This is a genomic window from Rothia sp. HMSC069C03, from assembly GCF_001811075.1.
In the GTDB taxonomy this organism is placed as follows: Bacteria; Actinomycetota; Actinomycetes; order Actinomycetales; family Micrococcaceae; genus Rothia; species Rothia mucilaginosa.
In genome coordinates, this window is record NZ_KZ627140.1 from 88,095 (window position 1) to 94,774 (window position 6,680).

Annotated in this window: 4 protein-coding genes and 1 pseudogene; 1 reads left to right on the forward strand and 4 read right to left on the reverse strand. The window is 60.4% G+C overall.

Features of this window, described 5'->3' with window-relative positions; all coding sequences use genetic code 11:
• Positions 1–217: 217 nt before the first annotated feature.
• From HMPREF2779_RS07580 to lipB, 3 genes and pseudogenes are all read right to left on the reverse strand, one after another.
• Positions 218–934 (reverse strand): DUF4191 domain-containing protein, encoded by a 717-nt coding sequence (locus HMPREF2779_RS07580; RefSeq protein ID WP_070685061.1) that lies wholly within the window; start codon positions 932–934, stop codon positions 218–220.
• 209 nt (positions 935–1,143) lie between these two features.
• Positions 1,144–2,151: a lipoyl synthase gene (gene lipA / locus HMPREF2779_RS07585; protein ID WP_070685063.1), complete on the reverse strand. Its 1,008-nt coding sequence runs from the start codon at positions 2,149–2,151 to the stop codon at positions 1,144–1,146.
• Between the two features lie 164 nt (positions 2,152–2,315).
• Positions 2,316–3,005: pseudogene (lipB, locus tag HMPREF2779_RS07590) on the reverse strand (lipoyl(octanoyl) transferase LipB); the annotation flags it as partial.
• 210 nt (positions 3,006–3,215) lie between these two features.
• Between lipB and HMPREF2779_RS07595 the strand changes: the two are divergent.
• Entirely contained in the window at positions 3,216–4,934 is a 1,719-nt protein-coding gene (locus tag HMPREF2779_RS07595; protein ID WP_105361211.1) for a peptidase, read from the forward strand.
• A 192-nt stretch (positions 4,935–5,126) separates the two neighbouring features.
• On the opposite strand, the gene sucB is transcribed toward HMPREF2779_RS07595, so the two are convergent.
• Positions 5,127–6,680 (reverse strand): 2-oxoglutarate dehydrogenase, E2 component, dihydrolipoamide succinyltransferase (gene sucB / locus HMPREF2779_RS07600; protein WP_233992318.1); only part of this gene is annotated, 1,554 nt, incomplete at its 5' end.

A 6,680-nucleotide genomic window follows, 5' to 3' on the forward strand; every position in this document is an offset into this window, starting at 1 on the left:
GTGACTATCGTGTTTCGGTAATGTTACAAATCCTGGAAAGGAGTTACATCTTGGTTGTCTCACGAAACACAGTAGAGATGCTAACGCCCTCTAGTAAAGCTCTAGCAAAGCCAATAGCAATGCCCTCAGCAACGCAATAACCGGGCGTAACAAAAGGCTCCGACCCTCCCCACACGGGAAGAGCCGGAGCCTTCAAAACCTTATATTGGTGTCTCGCTTAGCGGCCGCGCATCGCACGACGGTCCGGGCGAGCACGCATCGGGTCAATACCCTTAGGAACAGCGTTCATCGGGTTACGCATAGTGTTCAGAGTGCTCAGACGACCCGAAACAACCTGCATCTCCTGCTGAGTCAGAGCCTTCGGAAGCTTGTTCATAGTCTTCACAACGTCCTTGAGCTCAACCTGACCCTCTTCGTGACCGGTCTCAATCACGTGAACCGGAACGCCCGGAGCCACACGGTTCAGGTGCTTCTTCTCAGTGTTCACCAGGGAAGTCACGCGGCTGTGAGGGCCCTCGGTCACCAGCACAATACCGGGACGGCCCAGCGCACGGAACACCAGATCCTGGTTGCGGTTCGCAGCAACGGGCTGCTCCTCAACAATCCAACCGCGGCGCACCGAGTTCATCGCCGCACCACTACGACCGGGCTGGTTCTCAATCTGAGCAAAAGCCGCAGTCTGCGCGCGGCGACCCAGCAGAAGCATCGCCACAATAGCGGCAACGCCCAGACCCAGAATCAGGAAAGTAATCCAGTTATTCAGGGCAATACCGATGAGGAGGAAAACCAAAAGGGTACCCAGAGCCGACAGACTCAGAATCCAACCGATATTCGGGTCGGACTTCTTGGTCATCTGGTAGACCTGCTTCATCTGGGCGAAAGTGCCCGGAGTGCGTTCCTTCTTCTTTTTCTTCTCTTCGCGCTTATCTGCCACGATTCTTCCTCGGCTGGTTCTTCCGCGGCCCCGAGAAGCGCCTCAAACGCTCACGGAACCATAGTGACGTAACGATGCAGTGTATGCCTGCAATTTTTCTAGTTTACCCTACCCGCACAAGGGGCGGGGCATAAGGGGAGGCTCCCCGAACACCGGATGAACACCGGGGTCGAGGAGCCTCAACGCTCTCAGAAAGATTCTGAAAATGCTTAGTAGCCCGCAGCCACCAGGGAGGAGGCTTCCTGCAGAGCTGCACCCTCGCCCTCAATGTGGGCAAGGTTCTCAGGGATCGGGTAGCCGTTCTTACGCATTGCACGAGCCCACAGGCGACCTGCACGGTACGAAGAACGAACCATCGGGCCCGCCATAACGCCAGCGAAACCAATCTCCTCAGCCATGTTCGCGAAATCCACGAACTGCTGCGGCTTCACCCAACGCTCAATCGGGTGGAAGAGCGGGCCGGGGCGCAGGTACTGGGTGAGGGTAATGATGTCACAACCAGCATCGTGCAGATCGCACAGCGCCTCGTAAATCTCGTCATCGGTCTCGCCCATACCCAGAATCAGGTTGGACTTGGTGACCATGCCGCCTTCCTTAGCCTGGGTAATAACATCCAGGGAACGCTCGTAACGGAACGCCGGGCGAATCTGACGGAAGATACGGGGGACGGTCTCCAGGTTGTGCGCGAACACCTCAGGCTTAGCGTCAATCACCTTCTGAACATGCGCGGGAACACCCTTGAAGTCGGGGACGAGCATCTCAACGCCGGTGTTCGGGCACATCTTGTGAATCTGACGGGTGGTCTCTGCGTACAGCCACGCACCGCCGTCTTCCAGATCGTCACGAGCAACACCGGTCACGGTTGCGTAACGCAGACCCATGACCTTCACGTTCTTAGCAACCTTGAACGGCTCAGCGTAGTCAACAGCGACGGGCTTGCCGGTCGCAATATTGCAGAAGTCGCAACGGCGGGTGCACTCGGAACCACCAATCAGGTAGGTTGCCTCACGGTCTTCCCAGCACTCGTAAATATTGGGGCAGCCTGCCTCTTCACACACGGTGTGCAGGCCCTGACCACGAGCCAGCTCACGCATCTCGTTGTATTCGGGGCCAACAATAGCCTTGGTCTTAATCCAGTGAGGCTTCTTCTCAATGGGAACCTCAGCGTTGCGGGCCTCCACACGCAGTAGCTTGCGTCCTTCAGGTGCGGTGCTCAAAAGTCTTCTCCTTGGTCTAGATGTGCCCTCTGTGCAGGTGGGCCATCTTCTATTTTACGCCCGCTCAGGCGTAGGTGAAACTGGTTTTCGTATATGACGAACAAAGCCGGACGCGTTACGTGTACGACCCGTTCGATGCTTCTTGACTGCGTCTAACCCTGCGTTTAGTCCTGCGCCGCAATGGGCTCGAAGGACTCTGCCAGGCGGTCCTGGTACTTCAGAAGCTCCGCCTCCAGCGGCTCCAAAATATCGGCGGGGGTGATGGTGCGGCCCAGCTGCTCCGAAATGGTGGTAACACCCGCATCGCTAATGCCGCAGGGAATGAACTGCTGGAAGGGTGCGGTGTCGTTGCAGCAGTTAATCGCGAAGCCGTGCATGGTGGTGTTACGCGAAACGCGCATGCCCAGTGCCGCGATCTTCTTGTCCTGGGTGATGCCGTCGCCCAGAATCCACACGCCGCTACGGCCCTCAACGCGCTCACCCTTAATGCCCAGGCCAGTCAGGACGTTAATGATGATTTCCTCGATGATGCGCACGTACGCCACCACGTCAATGGGCTCGGGCAGACGCAGAATCGGGTAGCCGGTCAGCTGGCCGGGGCCGTGCCAGGTCAGCTTGCCGCCGCGGTCAATCTTGACGACGGGGGTGGACTTGTCTGCGGGGTACTCGTGGTCTTCGGTGCGTTTACCGGCGGTAATCACTGCCTCGTGCTCAAGTAGAAGAATCGTATTCTGGCGGGTGCGGTTAGCCACCTCATCGTGGATGCGGTATTGCTTGTCCAGGCACTCAACATAGTTCACATAGTTCGGGGCGAAGCCCACACGTTCAATCGTCACAGACATACTTTCTACCTTAGTACTGCTGGTGGAGGGAAGAAAATTAGGGCGCCCTGAATCACGTGATGAGCGAACACGCCGGAATGTTACGTGAGGGTGTGCCCAAGGGGGGGGGAAGGGTGAATAGGCAGATAAATACCTGAATTAACCTTTGAGGTTCTTTAGGGTATTTTAACTATTTTAGTGTGCTTAAAAATATTATTTGATGTAATTTGATAACATGATGGTATGAGAAGTAAAGAAGCACACGTTCTGGAAAGCATCGCCAACTCGGCTCTACCCACCCTGCAGATTGTCGAGTACCGGGGCGAAACCGCCGCAAGCGCATCCGCCGCACGTTCCCTACCCTCCGCGCACCCCGGACGCTACACCCTGCGCACCATTTCTCAGCCCGCCCCGCTAGATTCCTCCACCCCGGCAGCTCCCTCCACCCAGCTGGCTCCTGCCGCGCCCACTCTGCGCGAGGCAGCCAACGGGTACGGATTCGAGGAAAACACGGATGCATCCGCTCAGAGGCACGCCCAGACCCCGCAGGTAGCCGCCGCCCTACGTAACGCGCCCGGACTCGCCAAGCTCCACGCCGTTACTAGCGAGAGCGCCAATCAGCTGTGCCTCTGGTACGAGCCCCTCGACGCGGGCACCCTCGATAAGCTCCTGCGCGCTCGCACTCTGACACCCGCCGAGCTCATGACCCTGGCACGAACCCTGCACCGGGCTCTCGGAAGCCTCAAAAAGGTGGGGGAGGGGCGCGCCGAACTAAACGCCGAATACATCGCTCTGAGCGCCGCCGGAGTGCCCAAACTCCTGCTACCTGACGCTGTCTATTGTGAGGCGGCCCCTCAAGACGGAGAACAGCTCACCGCCGCTCGGAGCAACTACGCACGCTCCGCAGCAGCCCTGCTCTGGCAAGCCACCTGCGGGCACACACCGGAACCCTCCGCCGCCCGCGTACCCCTCTCGCTGCGGATGGGAGCCACCGGCAGCGCACCCGAAGAAGCACCCAGCAGCGAGTGGATTGAGCGCCTCGGCAGAGCCCTCGAATACCTGCTGGATGCACCCAACCAGGAGGTGGCGCTCGCAGGGCTCAGCTCCGTGGTCGTCCTGGCGGAGGAAGTGCCGCCTCGCCCGCTTAACGTCTACCTGAGCTGTTCAGAACGAGCCCGCGCCCTAATTCCCGCAGCTGTGGAGCCCGCGCCGGTACAGAAGCTCTCAAAGACGCAGAAAGCGCAACGCTACCTAGCGGAACGTTTGCCCTGCGTGAAGAAACAGGGCATGAAGAAGCCGGGCGTGAAGAAATCGGGGCGCGCAGCTACCGCAGGTTCTAAGCCGTTGATCCCCACTGCGAGCCCCGCAGAGACTGCGCCGCCCGCTCTAAAGAACGCAGAGGTGACGGGCACATCCCGCCTGACGGCGCTACGCGGTGCGCTCACTCGCCCCACCGCGCGACTGGGATTGACCGTGCGACTGGGACTGGCTGCGCGACTGGGCATCGCCGCGCTCGCGCTGGGGGCTATCGCGCTGCCTCTCGGGTACACCCTCTACGGGCAGAACGCTCCGGCAACGGCACAACCCGTATCCGCTCAAGCTGTGAACGCAGCGGGGGAGCAGGCGCCCGACGGCACGGAAACATCGGATCAGAGCACACAGGATAAAAGCGCACAGGGCGATCAGATTCTACGAGCCCTGATCGACCAGCGAAACCAAGAACGCCGTGCCCGAGGCGGCGCAGAGCTCACCGTCGACACCGCCGAAGAACTCAGCCGCGACAGCGAGAACATCCGCGTTATGGCGGTAGTCTCCGCGCCCGGCTACCGCGCCGATAAAACCGAGCAGGAAGCCCGCAAACTCAGCGAAGAAAACGGCGTCACCCGCCAGAAAGTCATCTTCGATCTGCACCGCGGGGAGAAAGGCTGGGAGATAGCCCGCGCCGAACCCGTCCCGGCATAGCTGACGCCGCGTAACTAACACCCCGTAACTGACACCGTAGAAACGCGGACACAACAAAAGGCGGCGGCCCCACCCACCGAAGTGGATGGAACCGCCGTCTTTTTGTTCACTGTCCGGGAAAACCCGGAGAGCTACACTCGGTTACCCATCAGGGCACCGCCACAAGGAAACTTCCTTGAATCTATGCAGGTCTTAGAGGCCCAGCTCAGACTCGAAGTTAGCCTCCTCCAGGCGGGTCTTGAGGGTGTGCAGGAAGCGACCAGCGTCCGCACCGTCGACCACGCGGTGATCGTAGGTGAGGGACAGGTAGCACATGGAGCGGATAGCGATAACGTCGTTACCGTCAACATCCTTGACAACCATGGGGCGCTTCACGATGGAACCGGTACCGAGGATTGCAACGTTCGGCTGGTTGATGATCGGGGTGTCGAACAGTGCACCGAAGGAACCAATGTTGGTGATGGTGAAGGTCGAACCCGACAGCTCCTCGGGGGAGATGTCGCCGGTACGTGCACGGCCACCCAGGTCGCCAATAGCCTTTGCCAGGCCAGCAATGCCCAGGTCAGAAGCGTTCTTGATGACGGGAACCAGCAGACCCTTGGGGGTGTCCACAGCAATAGCGATGTTCTCGGAGCCGTGGTAAGTGATCTGCTTGTAGTCTTCGGTCATGGAAGCGTTCAGAGCGGGGTGCTGCTGCAGAGCCTCAGCGGTTGCCTGGACGAAGAAGGGCAGGAAGGTCAGCTTAGCGCCCTCACGAGCAGCGAAGCCGTCCTTAGCCTTTGCACGTAGCTGAACGATGCGGGTCACGTCAACCTCGGTGACCTGGGTCAGCTGGGTGGAGACGTCCAGGGACTCACGCATACGCTTTGCAATAACCTGGCGGATACGTGCGGTCTTCTCGACGGTGCCACGCTTGGGGGAAACCTCGAAGGTGTGCGGTGCCTTTGCGGAACCAGCAGCCGGAGCAGCAGCTGCAGCGGGTGCAGCAGCAGCGGGAGCAGCGGGAGCAGCGGAACCCTTAGCAGCGATAGCAGCCTGAACATCCTGCTTGCGGATGCGGCCACCAACACCGGTGCCCTTGACGGTGGACAGGTCGATGCCGTTGTCCTTAGCGAGCTTACGGACCAGCGGGGTCACGTATGCTTCGCCCTCAGCAGCTGCCGGAGCGGCAGGTGCAGCGGGGGCTGCAGGAGCTGCAGGAGCAGCCGGAGCAGCAGCGGGTGCTGCGGGAGCAACCGGAGCCTCAGCAACCGGAGCGGGTGCAGCGGGAGCAGCTGCAGCAGCAGCGTCGCCGATGATAGCCAGAACCTGGCCAACCTCTGCGTCCTCATCCTCGGGGATGCGGATCTCGAGCAGGGTACCTGCTACGGGGGAGGGAACCTCGGTGTCAACCTTGTCGGTGGAAACCTCAACCAGGGGCTCGTCAACCTCAACCTGCTCGCCAACTTCCTTCAGCCAGCGGGTAACGGTGCCCTCGGTGACGGACTCGCCCAGTGCGGGCAGTACGACCTCGATGCCTGCAGCAGCAGCAGCGGGAGCAGCCGGAGCAGCAGCGGGTGCAACGGGAGCCTCAGCAACCGGAGCGGGAGCTGCGGGAGCCTCAGCAGCTGCGGGAGCAGCCGGAGCAGCAGCGCCGGAACCGTCGCCAATGATAGCCAGAGCAGCGCCGACCTCGACGTCCTCGTCCTCGGGGACGAGAATCTGCTCAACAACGCCTGCTACGGGGGAGGGAACCTCGGTGTCAAC

Bases quoted from the DNA above. Each gene is read 5' to 3' on its own strand.
- HMPREF2779_RS07595 (WP_105361211.1), top strand. From the start codon at position 3,216: ATGAGAAGTAAAGAAGCACACGTTCTGGAAAGCATCGCCAACTCGGCT.